We start from the raw sequence: 14,185 nt of genomic DNA on the forward strand, positions 1-14,185 counted from the left end.
ATGACTGTGCCTGAATCATGACTGTGCCTGAATATCGAGACTATCGACTGAGCGATGGCGTGCTGTCGGCCCGGGTCTGGACCAATTCCGGCGCCCCGGTGCTGGTTTTTGCCCATGCCAACGGGTTTTGCGCCCGCGCCTATGACCAGATGCTGACGCCCCTGGCTGACCGCTTCGAGATCATCGCGCCGGATCTGCGCGGTCATGGCCGTTCGCGCCTGCCGGCCGATCCGGGCACGCATCGCAGCTGGGATGTCTATGCCGACGACTTGCGGCAACTCTACGACCAATTGCCGCAGCCTCCTGCCATTTTGTCGGGGCATTCAATGGGCGCGGCCAGCAGCTTGCTCGCCGCGGCCCGTTTGCCAACCCGGCCGGTGCTGGCGTTGGTCGAACCGGTGATCCTGCCGCTCAGCGTCAATCTGGTGGCGCGCTGGCCCCTGCATAACCTGCTCAAGGGCCGTTTCGGCATTGCCAACCAGGCCCGGCGCCGGGCCAATGGCTGGCCCGATCGCGCCGCTGTTGCCCGGCGTTACGGGCGCCACAAGACCTTTTCCAGCTGGGCTCCCGGCGTGCTTGAGGACTATCTCGCCGATGGCCTGGTTGCGGACGAAAACGGGGTGCATCTGGCCTGTGATCCGAATTGGGAAGCGGCCAATTATGAGGCCCAGGGCCATGATTGTCTGCGCGCGGCACGGATAGTTGGCGACCGCGCCCATGTACTCAAGGCCCCTCGCGGTTCGACTGTCGTCAATCAGGCGGGGTTGCGGCGTCGCGGCGTCAGCATCGAGCGAATTGACGCGGTCAGCCATTTGGCGCCGATGGAAGCACCGGACCGTGTTTGCGCCTGGATCGCGGGCATTGCGCAACGCGCATTGCGTTGAGGCGGCTGCGTCAGGAGCCGGTGATTGTGGGAGCCGTCGGATCCGGCTTTCCACACCGCTCTTTGCGACCCGCTCGCAACTGCCTTGCCTGGCGGGCCCATCCGGCCACAATCACTGAAATAACGCCGCCATTTGCCCTTGCCCCAGAGGCCGGTGCGATCTAGCTTCCGCGCCAAATCGGGCAGGGGGCTGTTGCGGTGTTTTGATTCGTCCTGTGGCGTCTCACAACGAGCACCCCGGCGGATACCGGCCCGGTATCGGACGCAATCTGGCGAGGCCCGGCAATGGACGCGTTGCTTCTCGATTACCTGCCTATCTTGATTTTCTTCGGCATTGCGGCGGCACTGGGTGTCGGCTTCATGGCCGCGGCCTTTGTGATCGCGCCCTCGAATCCCGATCCGGAAAAAGTCTCCACTTACGAATGCGGCTTTGAAGCCTTTGACGATGCGCGGATGAAATTCGACATCCGCTTCTACCTCGTCGCCATCCTGTTCATCATTTTCGACCTGGAAGTGGCCTTCCTCTTCCCGTGGGCGGTAACGCTGCGCGAGAGCCTGGGGGCGTTTGAATTCTGGTCGATGATGGTCTTTCTCACCGTGCTCACGATCGGCTTTATCTACGAGCTGAAAAAGGGCGCGCTGGATTGGGAATGAAGCCATGACATCAGACCTCACACCACCTGCTGGAATGGCCGGCCGCGCTGCGGTTCCCGGATATGATCCGAAGGCACACGATCCCTTCTTCGACGGCGTCTCTGATGCGCTCGCCGACAAGGGTTTCGTCGTTGCCGCCGCCGATGATCTGGTCACCTGGGCGCGCACCGGCTCCTTGATGTGGATGACCTTCGGTCTGGCCTGTTGCGCCGTGGAAATGATGCAGGCGTCGATGCCGCGCTATGATGTCGAGCGTTTCGGCTTCGCGCCGCGCGCCAGCCCGCGCCAGTCGGACGTGATGATCGTTGCCGGCACCTTGACCAACAAGATGGCGCCCGCCTTGCGCAAGGTCTACGACCAGATGCCCGAGCCGCGCTATGTCATCTCGATGGGGTCCTGCGCCAATGGCGGCGGGTATTACCACTATTCCTACGCCGTCGTGCGCGGCTGTGACCGCATCGTGCCGGTTGACATCTATGTGCCCGGTTGCCCGCCCACCGCTGAAGCCCTCGTGTACGGAATTCTGCAATTGCAGAAGAAGATCCGCCGCGAAGGCTCGATCGAGCGCTAGGAGAGGACGAGATGAGCGAAGCCCTCACGACGCTAGGCGAGCATATCGCAGCGGCCCAGGATTCAGCCGTCAAGAGCTGGGATATCAGCTTTGGCGATCTGACGATCCATATCCATCGCGACCGCATCACCGATGTGCTGCGCTATCTGCGCGATGATCCGGCCTGCCGTTTCACGACGCTGATCGATCTGTGCGGCGTGGATTATCCGCAGCGCAGCGATCGCTTCGATGTCGTCTATCACCTGCTCTCCATGCATCAGAACCAGCGCATCCGCGTCAAGCTGGCGACCGATGCGGAGACCTCGGTCGCCAGTGTGGCCGAGCTCTTCCCGGTTGCCGACTGGTATGAGCGCGAAGCCTTCGACATGTATGGCATCTCCTTCTCCGACCACCCGGATTTGCGCCGCATCCTCACCGATTACGGTTTCGAGGGGCATCCGTTGCGCAAGGATTTTCCGCTCTCCGGCTATGTCGAAGTGCGCTGGGATGACGAGCAGAAGCGCGTCGTCTACGAGCCGGTTGAACTGGTGCAGGCCTATCGCGATTTCGATTTCATGAGCCCGTGGGAGGGTGCCAAATACATCCTTCCCGGCGACGAGAAGGCCCAAGATGGCCGGAAGGGGGGCTAGGTCATGGCTGACGACGCTATCAATACCGCCCCACGCAATTTCACGATCAATTTCGGCCCGCAACACCCGGCCGCGCACGGCGTGCTGCGCCTGGTGCTCGAGCTCGATGGCGAAGTCGTCGAGCGGGTCGATCCGCATATCGGCCTCTTGCATCGCGGCACCGAGAAACTGCTGGAACACAAGACCTATCTCCAGGGTATCGGCTATTTCGACCGGCTCGACTATGTCGCGCCGATGAATCAGGAACATGCGTTTTGCATGGCCGCCGAGAAGCTGGCTGGCATCACCGTGCCCAAGCGCGGCGAATATGTCCGCGTTTTGTATTGCGAGATCGGCCGCGTTCTCAATCATCTGCTCAACGTCACCACGCAGGCGATGGATGTCGGCGCGCTGACCCCGCCGCTCTGGGGTTTCGAAGAGCGTGAAAAGCTCATGATCTTCTATGAGCGCGCTTCGGGCAGCCGCATGCACGCGCATTATTTCCGCCCCGGCGGCGTGCATCAGGACCTGCCGCCGCAGCTGATCAGTGATATTCGCGCCTGGTGCCACCAATTCCCGGAAAAGCTCGACGATATCGACACATTGTTGACCGAGAACCGGATTTTCAAACAGCGCAATGTCGATATCGGCGTTGTCACCAAGGAAGACGTGCTCGCCTGGGGTTTCTCCGGCGTCATGGTGCGCGCGTCCGGCCTGGCCTGGGATCTGCGCCGCTCACAGCCTTATTCGGTCTATGACGAGCTCGATTTCCGCGTGCCGGTTGGCAAGAATGGCGATTGTTATGATCGCTATCTGTGCCGCATGGAAGAAATGCGCGAGAGCGTGAAGATCATGCTGCAATGTTGTGACTGGCTGGAAAAACCGGAGAACCAGGGCGAAGTCCTGGCGACCGACAGCAAGTTCTCGCCGCCGCGCCGCGCCGAGATGAAGCGCTCGATGGAAGCGCTGATCCAGCACTTCAAGCTCTATACCGAAGGCGTCAAGGTGGAAGCGGGCGAATGCTATGTCGCCGTCGAGGCGCCGAAGGGCGAATTTGGCGTCTATCTCGTCTCCGATGGCTCCAACAAGCCCTACCGCGTCAAGATCCGCGCGCCGGGCTTTGCCCATCTCGCGGCGATGGATTTCATGAATAGGGGCCATATGCTGGCCGATGTCTCGGCGATCATCGGATCGCTCGACGTGGTGTTCGGGGAGATCGACCGATGAGCGTACGCCGCCTCGCGAAACAACAGCCGGACAGCTTCACCTTCAACGCGAAGAGTGAGGCGGAAATTGCGTTCTGGCTTGGGAAATATCCCGAAGACCGCAAGGCTTCGGCCGTTATTCCCCTGCTCTGGATCGCCCAGAAGCAGGAGGGCTGGGTGTCTGAACCGGCCCTGCGCCTTGTCGCGGACCGGCTGGAAATGCCCTATATCCGAGTCTACGAAGTCGTCACCTTCTACACCATGTATAATCTGGCCCCGGTCGGGACAAACCTGATCCAGGTCTGCGGCACGACACCGTGCATGCTGCGTGGCTCTCAGGATCTGATCGACGTCTGCAAGAAACGCATTGGCGAGGCCGGCGAGATTTCCGGCGACGGCAAGTTCACCTGGGTTGAAGTGGAATGCATGGGCGCCTGCGCCAATGGCCCGATGTTCCAGCTCGCCAATGAAGACGGCGATCATTACGTGGAAGACCTCGACGCCGCCAAGCTGGAGCAGATCCTCGACGATCTCGCCGCCGGCAAAGCGATCAAATACGGCCCGCAATCGGACCGCGTCTCCTCCGAGCCGCACGGCACCAAAGTGCTGACCGATCCGAGCCTTTATGACGGTTCGCGCGCCAAGACGATCAAATTGCCCAATACCGGAAAAGCGGAGGCCAAATCATGACGGCGCTTCTCCAGGACAAGGACCGGATCTTCACCAATCTGTTCGGACACCATGATGCCGGCCTTGAAGGCGCAAAGCAGCGCGGCTGCTGGAATGGCACCAAGGAAATCCTTGAGCAGGGCGGCGGCTGGATCATCGACAATATGAAGGCCTCGGGCCTGCGCGGCCGTGGCGGCGCCGGTTTCCCGACCGGTCTGAAATGGTCCTTCATGCCGAAGGAAGTGGGCGCGCGCCCGCATTATCTCGTCGTCAATGCTGACGAATCCGAGCCGGGCACCTGCAAGGACCGCGAGATCATGCGCCATGATCCGCACCTCCTGATCGAAGGCTGTCTGATCGCCTCCTTCGCGATGCAGGCGCATGCCTGTTACATTTACCTGCGCGGTGAATACGTCACCGAGCGCCTGGCGCTCGAAAAGGCGGTCAAGGAGGCCTATGAGGCCAAGCTGATCGGCGACAAGAATATCCATGGCTGGCCCTTCCACGTCTATATCCATCACGGCGCCGGCGCCTATATCTGCGGCGAAGAGACGGCATTGCTGGAAAGCCTGGAAGGCAAAAAAGGCCAGCCGCGCATGAAGCCGCCATTCCCGGCCAATGCGGGCCTGTATGGCTGCCCGACCACGGTCAATAATGTCGAATCCATCGCGGTTTCCGGCACCATCCTGCGCCGCGGCGCTGAATGGTTTGCCTCATTCGGCCGCGAGCGCAATGTCGGCACCAAGATCTTCTCGATCTCCGGCCATGTGAACAAGCCGTGCAATGTCGAAGAAGCGATGTCGATCCCGATGCGGACCCTGATCGAGACCCATGCCGGCGGTGTTCGCGGCGGCTGGGACAATCTCAAGGCCGTCATCCCGGGTGGCTCGTCGGTCTCATTGCTGCCGAAACATATCTGCGACGACGTGCTGATGGATTTCGACGCGCTCCAGGCCCACAAGTCCGGCCTGGGCACTGCCGCCGTCATCGTGATGGACATGTCGACCGACGTGGTGAAGGCCATCGCGCGGATCTCGTATTTCTATCGCCATGAAAGCTGCGGCCAGTGTACGCCATGCCGCGAAGGCACTGGCTGGATGTGGCGCGTGCTGGAACGCATGTCGCGCGGCGAGAGCGAGATCTCCGAGATCGACATGCTGCTCGACGTGGCTGGCCAGGTCGAAGGCCACACGATCTGCGCCCTCGGCGATGCGGCCGCCTGGCCCGTCCAGGGCCTGATCCGGCATTTCCGTCCGGAAATCGAGTCCCGCATCAATAATTATCGCGCCGGCAAGCCGGTCTTCGTGTCTCAAGTGGCAGCGGAATAGGGCATCATCCAATGAGCGAAGATCTCCGCAAGATCATTATTGACGGCCAGGAAATCGAGGTTCCGACTTCCTATACGCTGTTGCAGGCCGCCGAGACTGCCGGGCGCGAAATTCCGCGTTTCTGCTATCACGAGCGCCTGTCGGTCGCCGGCAATTGCCGCATGTGTCTGGTCGAGCTGGTGGGGGCACCCAAACCGGCTGCGTCCTGCGCCATGCAGGTCAAGGATATGCGCGGCGGGCCGAATGGTGAGCCGCCGGCGATGAATACGCTGTCGCCGATGGTCAAGAAGGCGCGCGAAGGGGTGATGGAGTTCCTGCTCATCAATCACCCGCTCGATTGCCCGATCTGCGACCAGGGCGGCGAATGCGATCTGCAGGACCAGTCGATTGCCTATGGCCGCACGGGTTCGCGCTTTCCTGAAAACAAGCGCGCCGTCGAAGACAAATATATGGGTCCGATCGTTGCGACGGAGATGACGCGCTGCATCCAGTGCACGCGCTGCGTCCGTTTCGTCACCGAGATCGCCGGCGTGCCGGAGATCGGCATGATTGGCCGCGGCGAAGATGCCGAGATCACGACCTATCTGGAAAAAGCCATCACTTCGGAACTCTCCGGCAATGTGATCGACCTTTGCCCGGTTGGCGCGCTGACCTCGAAACCCTACGCCTTCAATGCCCGTCCGTGGGAACTGGAAAAGACCGAGACTATCGATGTGATGGATGCGGTCGGCTCGAACATTCGCGTCGATGCGCGCGGTCCTGCCGTGCTGCGCATCCTGCCGCGCGTTCATGAGGGCGTGAATGAGGAATGGATTTCCGACAAGACGCGCTACGCCTGGGAAGGTCTGGGCCGTCAGCGCCTCGACAAGCCTTACGTCCGCGAGGCCGGCAAGCTGCGCGCGATTGACTGGCCCGAAGCGCTGAAAATCGCTGCCGGCAAACTCTCCGGCGACGCCTCGAAGATCGGCGCCATTGCCGGTGATCTGTGCCCGGTCGAGGAAATGAAGGCCGCCAAGGATTTGTTCGATGCGCTTGGCATCGTCTCCTATGATTGCCGCCAGGATGGATCGAAGCTGAATTCCGGCAATCGCCAGGATTATCTCTTCAATACGACTATCGCCGGCATCGAAGACGCCGACGCGATCCTGGTCATCGGTGCCAATCCGCGCACCGAAGCGACGATGATCAATGCCCGCATCCGCAAGACCTGGCTCAATAATGACACCCAGGTCGGCCTGATCGGCGCACCGGTTGATCTGACCTATCCCTATGAGCATGTCGGCACGTCCGCCAAGGATCTGGCCGGCCTGAAGAAGAAACGTTCCGGCTTCATCAAGACGCTGAAAGATGCCAAGCGTCCGATGATCATTCTCGGCTCTGCCGCCCTGGCCGGCGCAGACGGGGCGCAAGTCCTGCGCGCTGCCGGTGAACTTGCCGCCGCGGTCGGTGCAGTCAGCGCCGACTGGAATGGTTTCAACGTGCTGCACACGGCCGCCAGCCGCGTCGGCGGTCTCGATCTCGGCTTCGTGCCGGGTGAGGGCGGTCATGATGTTGCCGGCCTGCAATCGGCGAAGATGGATACCATCGTGCTGATGGGCGCCGACGAGCTCGACATGGCCAGCTTCGGCGATGCCTTCGTGATCTATATCGGCAGCCATGGCGATGCCGGCGCCCACCGCGCCGATCTCATCCTGCCCGGCGCCGCCTGGACCGAACAGGACGGGATTTTCGTCAATACCGAGGGCCGGGTTCAGCTCGCCTCGCGCGCCGTCTTCCCGAAAGGCGATGCGAAGGAAAACTGGGCGATTTTCCGCGCCCTGTCCGAGCATCTCTCCAAGACCTTGCCGTATGACAATCTGGCGCAACTACGCCGCAAGCTGTTCGCTAGCCATGCCGTCTTCGCCGGGATTGATTATGCCCCCGGTTGCGATGATGCCGCCGAATTCGACGTCGCCAAGATCGGCGCTGCCGGTGATGTCGCCGCAGATGATTTCGGTGTCGCGGTGACGAATTTCTACTTTACCAACCCGATCGTGCGGGCCTCGAAGACGCTGGCGGAATGCTCCGCCATCGCCGCCGGGCCAGCCCAAGCTGCGGCGGAGTAAGCGATGAGCGATTTCATCACCCAATTCGGCGTCTGGGGCGGGCTGGGCATGGCCGTGCTGCAGATCCTCGGCTTCACCATTGTGTTGCTGATTGCGCTGGCCTTCCTGCTGCTGATGGATCGCAAGGTCTGGGCGGCAGTGCAGATGCGCAAGGGCCCCAATGTGGTCGGCGCTTTCGGTCTGCTGCAGTCTTTCGCGGATTTCTTCAAATTCGTGTTCAAGGAAATCGTCATTCCGGCCGGCGTTGATCGTCCGCTCTATATTCTCGCACCCTTGCTGACCCTGGTCCTGGCCTTCGCCACCTGGGCCGTGGTGCCGGTGGCACCGGGCTGGGTGATCGCCGACCTCAATGTTGGCCTGCTCTACCTGTTCGCGATGTCCTCGCTGGGTGTTTACGGCATCATCATTGGCGGCTGGGCCTCCAACTCGAAATTCCCATTCCTGGCGGCGCTGCGTTCGGCGGCCCAGATGGTCTCCTATGAAGTCTCGATCGGCTTCGTCATCGTCACCGTGCTGCTGTTTGCCGGTTCGATGAATCTCTCCGTTATCGTCGAGGCCCAGTCGGGCGGCTTCTGGAACTGGAATGTGCTCGCTGGCCGGGCCCTGTTTGAAGATGGCTGGCCGATGTTCCTGGTGATGATCCCGATGACGGTGATCTTCTTCATCTCCGCTCTGGCCGAGACCAACCGTCCGCCGTTTGATCTGGCCGAAGCCGAGTCCGAACTCGTCGCCGGCTATCAGACCGAATATTCCTCGACGCCCTATCTGCTGTTCATGATCGGCGAATATCTCAACATCGTCCTGATGTGTGCGATGACGACGATCCTGTTCTTCGGCGGCTGGAATCCACCGATCGAGCTGGACACGACGGCCTGGCCGTACCTGGTCTCGCATTTGTGGTTCTTCTTCTGGTTTGCGATCAAGGTGGTCTTCTTCTTCTTCATGTTTGCCATGGTGAAGGCGCTGACGCCGCGTTACCGCTATGACCAGCTGATGCGTCTGGGCTGGAAGATCTTCCTGCCGACCTCGCTGGCCGCGGTCGCACTGGTCGGCGCCTACATCGTCTTCGGGGCACAGGGATAATCGTCATGGGACGTATTGAACAAACCATTCGCGGTGCCTTGCTGATGGACTTCTGGTCCGCCTTCGGGCTGGGCATGAAGTATTTCTTCGCCAAGAAAGCGACGCTGAACTACCCCTTCGAAAAGGGCCCGCTGAGCCCGCGCTTCCGTGGTCAGCATGCGCTGCGCCGCTATGCCAATGGCGAAGAGCGCTGCATCGCCTGCAAGCTGTGCGAGGCGATCTGCCCGGCCCAGGCCATCACTATCGAAGCGGAACCCCGCGAGGACGGCTCACGCCGCACCACGCGCTATGACATCGACATGACCAAGTGCATCTATTGCGGTTATTGCCAGGAAGCCTGCCCGGTCGACGCCATCGTCGAAGGGCCGAATTTCGAATTTGCCGCCGAGACGCGCGAAGAATTGTATTACGACAAGGCAAAACTGCTCGAGAACGGCGATCGCTGGGAACGGGAAATTGCCAGGAATCTGGAACTCGACGCGCCGTATCGCTGATACGGCCGTTATCTGAGACGCAAGAGAACGGAAGAGGGCATCATGCTCGCAACACTGGCCTTCTGGGCCTTTTCCGGAGTGCTGATAGCGTCGGCCTTCATGGTCGTCATCGCGCGCAATCCGGTCAGGTCGGTTTTGTTCCTGATCCTCGCCTTCTTCTCGGCGGCGGGCCTGTTTGTCCTGCTTGGCGCGGAATTCCTCGCCATGCTGCTGATCGTTGTCTATGTCGGCGCGGTCGCGGTGCTTTTCCTGTTCGTGGTGATGATGCTCGACGTCAATTTCACCGAGCTGAAACAGGGCTTTCTGAGCTATCTCCCGCTCGGCGCCATTGTCGCGCTGATCCTCGCGGGCGAGCTGGTGATGATCGCGATGACCTGGCAGAGCTCGCCGCAAGCCGAGGCGCTGCGCGCCGCCGCGACGCCGGAAGGGATGTCCAATCTCGAGGCGCTCGGTCTCATTCTCTACAATGATTACATCTACTTCTTCCAGACATCCGGTCTGGTTCTGCTGGTCGCCATGATCGGCGCCATCGTGCTGACCTTGCGTCACAAGTCCGGCGTCAGGCGCCAGAGCGTGACGGCCCAGGTCGGCCGCCGCCGCGAAGACGCCGTCGAGATGCTCGACATCAAACCAGGACAGGGGATTGGCGAATGATCGATATCGGTCTGGGACATTATCTCGCCGTTGCGGCGATCCTGTTCACGATTGGCGTGTTCGGGATTTTCGTGAACCGCAAGAACGTCATCATCCTGTTGATGTCGGTCGAGCTGATCCTGCTCTCGGTGAATATCAATCTGGTGGCGTTTTCCAGCTTCCTCGGCGATCTCGCCGGACAGGTCTTTGCCCTGTTCGTGCTGACCGTCGCCGCCGCCGAGGCCGCCGTCGGTCTCGCCATTCTCGTCGTATACTACCGCAACCGGGGCGATATCTCGGTTGAGGGCGCCAATCTGATGAAGGGCTAAGGGGATTATGGCAGTTCTCATCGTCTTCGGTCCGCTGTTTGCCGCTGCCTTCGCAGGCCTGTTCGGCAATTTCATCGGTCACCGCGTCGCCCAGATCGTCACCACCGGCTTTGTCGTGGTGTCGGCCCTGTTGTCGATCCTCAATTTCTTTGACGTCGCCTATGGCGGCAATAGCCAGACCATTCACCTGGCGACCTGGATGTCGGTCGGCACCTTCGATGTCAGCTGGGCGATCAAGCTCGACACGCTGTCATCGGTGATGCTGGTTGTGGTCACCAGCGTTGCCTCGCTGGTCCATATCTATTCCTGGGGCTATATGGCGAACGACCCGCACCGGTCGCGCTTCTTCGCCTATCTTTCGCTGTTTACCTTCGCCATGCTGTCCCTGGTGACGGCCGACAATTTCCTCCAGCTCTTCTTCGGCTGGGAAGGCGTGGGCCTGGCCTCCTATCTGCTGATCGGCTTCTGGTACAAGAAGAAGTCCGCCAATGACGCGGCCATCAAGGCCTTCGTCACCAACCGGGTCGGCGATTTCGGCTTTGCCATCGGCATTATGGCGATCTTCCTGGTGTTCGGTTCGGTCAGCTTCAATGATGTCTTCGCGGCTGCCGGCGACCATACCGCGACGACGCTCGCCTTTGCCGGCATGGATATCCCGGCGATCGAACTGATTGCCATCCTGCTGTTTGTCGGCGCGATGGGTAAATCGGCGCAATTCTTCCTGCATGTCTGGCTGCCCGATGCGATGGAGGGACCGACCCCGGTCTCCGCCCTGATCCACGCTGCCACCATGGTGACCGCCGGGGTCTTCCTGGTCTGCCGCGCTTTCCCGATTTTCGAACTGGCGCCCCATGCCTCCGCCTTCATCACCGTGATCGGGGCGTTGACCGCCTTCTTCGCAGCGACCGTCGGTCTGGCCCAGAACGACATCAAGCGCGTCATCGCCTATTCCACCTGTTCGCAGCTGGGCTATATGTTCTTCGCCGCCGGGCTTGGCCTGTACGGCGCCGCCATGTTCCACCTGTTCACGCACGCCTTCTTCAAGGCCTTGCTCTTCCTCGGATCCGGTTCGGTCATCCATGGGCTGCATGATGAGCAGGACATGCGAAAAATGGGCGGGCTCACCAAGATGATGCCCGCGACCTGGATCATGATGCTGATCGGCACGATTGCCCTGACCGGCGTCGGTCTGCCCTTCGCGGCGCTTGGTATCGGCGTCCTGCCTGATCTCGGCTTTGCCGGCTTCTTCTCCAAGGATGCGATCATCGAAGGCGCCTATATGGCCGGCCAGCAAGGTATTGCCTTCGGCAATCTGGCTTTCTGGGTCGGTGTCATCGCGGCACTTCTGACCAGCTTCTACTCCTGGCGCCTGATCTTCATGACCTTCAACGGGACCTTCCGGGGTGACAAGCACACCTTCGACCACGCCCATGATCCGCCATGGTCGATGATGGGCGCGCTCGTCGTGCTCGCCATCGGTGCGATCTTCGCCGGTGGTCTGATGAAGAATGATTTCATCGGCGGCAATTCGGCGCATTTCTGGAATGAAAGCCTGCCCGGCGCGGTCCACGGACCGGCTGTCGCGGGCGGTGATGCCGATGCTCATGGGGATGTAGTGGCTCATGGCGAGCCTGCAGCACACGAACAGCCGGCCAACACCCATGCTGCGGCAGACGAGGGCGAGGCTCACGCGACTGGCGAACATCCGCCCGTCTGGGTCATCCTGGCGCCGTTTGTCGTCACCCTGATCGGCTTCCTGGCTGCGATATACGCCTATCTGATCAATGTCGGGATGGGCGCCCGGATTGCCGCGCGTGGCGGTCCGATCCACTCGCTCCTCTACAATAAATGGTATGTCGACGAGATTTACCATTTCATTTTCGTGAGAGGTGCCAAGGGCTTGGGCGATGTGTTCTGGAAGTTCTTCGATGTGCGCATCATTGACGGCTTCGGCCCGAACGGCGTCGCCGGCATGACGTTTGCCGCCGCCAAACGCATCGCGAAGGCCCAGTCAGGCTTTGTCTATCACTACGCATTCGTGATGCTGATCGGTGTTCTGGGGCTGACCCTCTGGATTCTCGCCGGCGCAGGAGGCCAATAGCATGTTTTCCGAGCTCGATGCCTTCCTGTCGATCCTGACCTTCACACCAGCTATTGGTGCTGTAATCATTGCCGTTTTCCGGTTCGCCTCGCGTCCTGAAGACCAGGGCCTGATCGACAAGAATTCGCGCGTGGTGGCCCTCGGCGCGACCCTCGTCACCCTGTTGTTTGCCGGCTTGATGCTGCTCGAATTCGATCCGGCTGTTTCCGGCTTCCAATTCGTGCATGAGGTTGTCTGGCTTGAACAAATTGGCATGGGCTACCGCATGGGCGTCGATGGCATTTCGGTGCTCTTCGTCGTCCTGACGGCCTTCCTGATGCCGATCTGTATCCTGGCATCAGGCGCGATCGAAAAGCGCGTCGCCGATTACATGATCGCTTTCCTGCTGCTGGAAACCCTGATCCTGGGCGTCTTCACTGCGCTCGATCTTGTTGTTTTCTATGTGTTATTCGAAGGCGGCCTGATCCCGATGTTCCTGATCATCGGGGTGTGGGGCGGTCAGAACCGCGTCTATGCCGCGTTCAAATTCTTCCTCTATACCCTGCTGGGCTCCGTGCTCATGCTGGTGGCGATGATCTATATGTTCCTGCAAGCGGGAACGACCGACATCACCGTCCTGCTCGACACCGCCTTCACACCGCAGGCCCAGACCTGGCTCTGGCTCGCCTTCTTCGCCTCCTTCGCGGTGAAGATGCCGATGTGGCCGGTTCATACCTGGTTGCCCGATGCCCACGTCCAGGCACCGACAGCCGGTTCGGTCATCCTGGCCGGTGTGCTCCTGAAAATGGGCGGTTACGGCTTCCTGCGCTTCTCGCTGCCGATGTTCCCGGATGCCAGCGCCTATTTCGCGCCCATGGTCTTCGTGCTCTCGCTGATCGCCATCATCTATACCTCCCTGGTCGCGTTCCGGCAGACCGACATCAAGAAGCTGATCGCCTATTCTTCGGTCGCGCATATGGGTTTTGTGACGCTGGGCCTGTTCTCGATGAATATGCTCGGGGTGCAGGGCGCCATCTTCCAGATGATCTCCCACGGCTTTATCTCCTCGGCGCTCTTCTTGTGCGTCGGTGTGATCTATGACCGCATGCACACGCGCGAAATCGCTTTTTATGGCGGGGTCGTGCACAAGATGCCGGTCTATGCGGCGATCTTCGGCCTGTTTGCCATGGCCAATGTCGGGCTGCCGGGCACATCCGGATTCATCGGCGAAATCATGACGATGATCGGTGGCTACCAGGTCGCCTGGTGGGTCGGTGCCGGCGCAGCTGTCGGGATTATCCTGTCGGCGGTCTATATGCTGACCGTCTATCGCGATGTTGTGTTCGGCGAGATCACCAATCCAAAGCTCAACACGCTGACCGATCTCAACCGCACGGAATGGATCATCTTCGTGCCGTTGATCATCATGACGCTTTTGCTCGGTGTTTCCTCCACCCTGGTGACCGATATCACGGCCGCTTCGGTCGAGGCGCTGATCTCCAATTATGATGCGGCACTCGCCGCACCGGCTCAGTAAGAGGCC

Annotated in this window: 14 protein-coding genes; all 14 read left to right on the forward strand. The window is 60.6% G+C overall.

All coding sequences use genetic code 11. The annotated features are described in order from the left end of the window. The first annotated feature begins 17 nt into the window (after positions 1–17). Entirely contained in the window at positions 18–884 is an 867-nt protein-coding gene (locus tag ACN0YJ_RS08215; protein ID WP_417495902.1) for an alpha/beta fold hydrolase, read from the forward strand. Between the two features lie 284 nt (positions 885–1,168). Next, positions 1,169–1,537 carry an NADH-quinone oxidoreductase subunit A gene (locus ACN0YJ_RS08220; RefSeq protein WP_091771263.1) on the forward strand — a complete coding sequence of 123 codons (369 nt, stop codon included), beginning with the start codon at positions 1,169–1,171 and terminating at the stop codon, positions 1,535–1,537. A 4-nt stretch (positions 1,538–1,541) separates the two neighbouring features. After that, positions 1,542–2,108, forward strand: a complete 567-nt coding sequence (locus ACN0YJ_RS08225; RefSeq protein WP_339738866.1) for an NADH-quinone oxidoreductase subunit B family protein — start codon at positions 1,542–1,544, stop codon at positions 2,106–2,108. A gap of 11 nt (positions 2,109–2,119) precedes the next feature. Next, the gene (locus ACN0YJ_RS08230; protein WP_417495903.1) at positions 2,120–2,737 is read left to right on the forward strand and encodes an NADH-quinone oxidoreductase subunit C; all 618 of its coding nucleotides are present in this window, start codon (positions 2,120–2,122) and stop codon (positions 2,735–2,737) included. 3 nt (positions 2,738–2,740) lie between these two features. Next, positions 2,741–3,943, forward strand: coding sequence for an NADH-quinone oxidoreductase subunit D (locus tag ACN0YJ_RS08235; protein WP_417489089.1), 1,203 nt, complete (start codon positions 2,741–2,743; stop codon positions 3,941–3,943). After that, positions 3,940–4,611 carry an NADH-quinone oxidoreductase subunit NuoE gene (gene nuoE / locus ACN0YJ_RS08240; RefSeq protein WP_417475955.1) on the forward strand — a complete coding sequence of 224 codons (672 nt, stop codon included), beginning with the start codon at positions 3,940–3,942 and terminating at the stop codon, positions 4,609–4,611. Before ACN0YJ_RS08235 ends, nuoE begins: the two co-directional genes overlap by 4 nt. Further along, entirely contained in the window at positions 4,608–5,918 is a 1,311-nt protein-coding gene (gene nuoF / locus ACN0YJ_RS08245; protein ID WP_417475957.1) for an NADH-quinone oxidoreductase subunit NuoF, read from the forward strand. Before nuoE ends, nuoF begins: the two co-directional genes overlap by 4 nt. Positions 5,919–5,929: 11 nt before the next feature. Beyond that, positions 5,930–8,023 (forward strand): NADH-quinone oxidoreductase subunit NuoG, encoded by a 2,094-nt coding sequence (gene nuoG, locus ACN0YJ_RS08250; RefSeq protein WP_417495904.1) that lies wholly within the window; start codon positions 5,930–5,932, stop codon positions 8,021–8,023. A 3-nt stretch (positions 8,024–8,026) separates the two neighbouring features. Further along, positions 8,027–9,106 (forward strand): NADH-quinone oxidoreductase subunit NuoH, encoded by a 1,080-nt coding sequence (gene nuoH, locus ACN0YJ_RS08255; RefSeq protein ID WP_417475962.1) that lies wholly within the window; start codon positions 8,027–8,029, stop codon positions 9,104–9,106. A 5-nt stretch (positions 9,107–9,111) separates the two neighbouring features. Next, a complete protein-coding gene (gene nuoI, locus ACN0YJ_RS08260; protein ID WP_417475964.1) occupies positions 9,112–9,600 on the forward strand; it encodes an NADH-quinone oxidoreductase subunit NuoI in 489 nt (162 codons plus the stop codon). 42 nt (positions 9,601–9,642) lie between these two features. Beyond that, the gene (locus ACN0YJ_RS08265) at positions 9,643–10,254 is read left to right on the forward strand and encodes an NADH-quinone oxidoreductase subunit J (protein WP_417475966.1); all 612 of its coding nucleotides are present in this window, start codon (positions 9,643–9,645) and stop codon (positions 10,252–10,254) included. Beyond that, positions 10,254–10,562, forward strand: coding sequence for an NADH-quinone oxidoreductase subunit NuoK (nuoK, locus tag ACN0YJ_RS08270; protein WP_417476380.1), 309 nt, complete (start codon positions 10,254–10,256; stop codon positions 10,560–10,562). The genes ACN0YJ_RS08265 and nuoK overlap by 1 nt, the downstream gene beginning before the upstream one ends. A 7-nt stretch (positions 10,563–10,569) precedes the next feature. Continuing rightward, a complete protein-coding gene (gene nuoL / locus ACN0YJ_RS08275; RefSeq protein ID WP_417495905.1) occupies positions 10,570–12,663 on the forward strand; it encodes an NADH-quinone oxidoreductase subunit L in 2,094 nt (697 codons plus the stop codon). A gap of 1 nt (position 12,664) precedes the next feature. Continuing rightward, on the forward strand, positions 12,665–14,179 hold the full coding sequence (locus tag ACN0YJ_RS08280; protein WP_417495906.1) for an NADH-quinone oxidoreductase subunit M: 1,515 nt from the start codon (positions 12,665–12,667) through the stop codon (positions 14,177–14,179). Positions 14,180–14,185: the final 6 nt, after the last annotated feature.

The sequence above is a fragment of the Maricaulis sp. genome, from assembly GCF_048270095.1.
Lineage (GTDB): Bacteria > Pseudomonadota > Alphaproteobacteria > Caulobacterales > Maricaulaceae > Maricaulis.

Coding starts and splice junctions, on each gene's coding strand:
- ACN0YJ_RS08215 (WP_417495902.1), top strand. CDS start 18: ATGACTGTGCCTGAATATCGAGACTATCGACTGAGCGATGGCGTGCTG.
- ACN0YJ_RS08220 (WP_091771263.1), top strand. CDS start 1,169: ATGGACGCGTTGCTTCTCGATTACCTGCCTATCTTGATTTTCTTCGGC.
- ACN0YJ_RS08225 (WP_339738866.1), top strand. CDS start 1,542: ATGACATCAGACCTCACACCACCTGCTGGAATGGCCGGCCGCGCTGCG.
- ACN0YJ_RS08230 (WP_417495903.1), top strand. CDS start 2,120: ATGAGCGAAGCCCTCACGACGCTAGGCGAGCATATCGCAGCGGCCCAG.
- ACN0YJ_RS08235 (WP_417489089.1), top strand. CDS start 2,741: ATGGCTGACGACGCTATCAATACCGCCCCACGCAATTTCACGATCAAT.
- nuoE (WP_417475955.1), top strand. CDS start 3,940: ATGAGCGTACGCCGCCTCGCGAAACAACAGCCGGACAGCTTCACCTTC.
- nuoF (WP_417475957.1), top strand. CDS start 4,608: ATGACGGCGCTTCTCCAGGACAAGGACCGGATCTTCACCAATCTGTTC.
- nuoG (WP_417495904.1), top strand. CDS start 5,930: ATGAGCGAAGATCTCCGCAAGATCATTATTGACGGCCAGGAAATCGAG.
- nuoH (WP_417475962.1), top strand. CDS start 8,027: ATGAGCGATTTCATCACCCAATTCGGCGTCTGGGGCGGGCTGGGCATG.
- nuoI (WP_417475964.1), top strand. CDS start 9,112: ATGGGACGTATTGAACAAACCATTCGCGGTGCCTTGCTGATGGACTTC.
- ACN0YJ_RS08265 (WP_417475966.1), top strand. CDS start 9,643: ATGCTCGCAACACTGGCCTTCTGGGCCTTTTCCGGAGTGCTGATAGCG.
- nuoL (WP_417495905.1), top strand. CDS start 10,570: ATGGCAGTTCTCATCGTCTTCGGTCCGCTGTTTGCCGCTGCCTTCGCA.
- ACN0YJ_RS08280 (WP_417495906.1), top strand. CDS start 12,665: ATGTTTTCCGAGCTCGATGCCTTCCTGTCGATCCTGACCTTCACACCA.